This window comes from Pseudomonas brassicae (assembly GCF_010671725.1).
Classification (GTDB): domain Bacteria; phylum Pseudomonadota; class Gammaproteobacteria; order Pseudomonadales; family Pseudomonadaceae; genus Aquipseudomonas; species Aquipseudomonas brassicae.
In genome coordinates this window covers 1-1,464 of the sequence record NZ_JAAHBU010000558.1, presented here as the reverse complement: position 1 = coordinate 1,464, position 1,464 = coordinate 1, and the positions used below count along the sequence as shown (strand labels likewise).

The window sequence follows — 1,464 nt, the reverse complement described above, 5'->3', positions numbered from 1 at the left end:
TGGCTTGCCAGCGAAGGGGGTCACGCGCTCTCGCGCTCGATCACCTCGCACCCCAGCAGATTCAAGCGCTGCCCATCCCCCTCCAGCACACCAAGAGTCTCCAGCACCCGCGTCGCGGCCAGCACACCGATCTCCAGCGCCGGCGGCTTGATCGTGCTCAGGCTCGGCAGCAGCATCTGCGCAAACGGATAGTCACCGAACCCCAGCACTGCGCAGTCCTGGGGGATCCTCACCCCGGCCCGCTGCCCCGCCAGCAACCCGCCCGCTGCCAGGTTGTCATTGGCGAAGATGATCGCATCCGGCGCCGGGCTCATGCCCATCAGCGCCTCCATCGCCTGCTTGCCGGCCTCGAACGGTGCGCGCCCGGCATCCGGCGCGAATACCCAGGGCTGCAACCCCAACTCGCTCATCGCCGCGCTGTAGCCGTCGCGCCGCTCCAGCGCACTGAAGTCGCCCAGTGCGCTGTTCTGCACGAACGCTAGGCGTCGATAGCCTTTGCCATACAGGTACCGCGCCGCCGTCACGCCCACCTCATGGTGCGAAAAACCGATCTGCACCGGCGCGCGCTCTGGCTGGTAATCCCAGGTTTCGACCACCGGGATCTGTGCCTCGGCGATCATCTTCTCGGTGCCGGCGCTGTGAAAGTGGCTGGTCAGCACCAGCGCCGCCGGCGACCAGCCGAGGAAGGCGCGCACGGCGCTCTCTTCCTGCTCGCTGGAGAAGTAGCTCGACGCCAGCAGCAACTGGTAGCCATGCCGGCTCAGGGTGTCGCTGAAGCCCTGGATGGTCTGGGCAAAGATCGGCCCGGAGATGTTCGGGATCACCATGCCGACGATTCGCCCACCGCCAGAGGCCAGGCCGCCGGCCACCAGGTTCGGCACATAGCCCAGCGTGTTCACCGCCGCAGCGATGCGTTCGCGACGCTCGGGCGACACCTGCTCGGGCTGATTGAAATAGCGCGACACGGTGATCGCCGAGACGCCGGCCGCCCGCGCTACGGCATTCAGGGTAATTCGGCCGGCACCCCGGCGTTTGCGCGCCGGGTGTTTGTCTTCGCTCACGGCTGCGGTCCTTCTAAACAAAAAAGCATATAAAAGTAATTTTTCAGTATTTGACGATCTATGCAGCGCTTGCTGATACTGGCGATGTTAGCGCTAACAAAGTGGTTTGTCTGCTACTCGCACGAGCGAATGCCCAAGGCCCCCGCGTTGACGATTCAGGCGCCGTGGCACGCCCACGGTGGACAGGGCATCCATTTCGAGTAGCACACCCATGCACACTATCGTCGGCCTCACCCCGCAGGCTTCACCCTTGGCCCAGGCCATCCGTCGCAACCGTCTGGGCCTGTGCCTGGCCGCCTTGGGCGCATTGCCGCTGATGCCGGCCATGGCCGCCGAGGCGCCGCCTGCGTGCAGCGAGGCGCCCACGCTGAAGGCGGTCACCGTCACCGCGACCCGCCGCGAA

2 protein-coding genes are annotated in these 1,464 nt (G+C 65.8%); one reads left to right on the top strand and one right to left on the bottom strand.

Annotated features, from left to right (window positions below; genetic code table 11):
• Positions 1-20 precede the first annotated feature (20 nt).
• On the bottom strand, positions 21-1,061 hold the full coding sequence (locus G3436_RS25980; protein WP_163951121.1) for a substrate-binding domain-containing protein: 1,041 nt from the start codon (positions 1,059-1,061) through the stop codon (positions 21-23).
• A gap of 211 nt (positions 1,062-1,272) precedes the next feature.
• Here G3436_RS25980 and G3436_RS25975 point away from each other — a divergent pair.
• Positions 1,273-1,464 (top strand): hypothetical protein (locus G3436_RS25975; protein WP_163951118.1); only part of this gene is annotated, 192 nt, incomplete at its 3' end.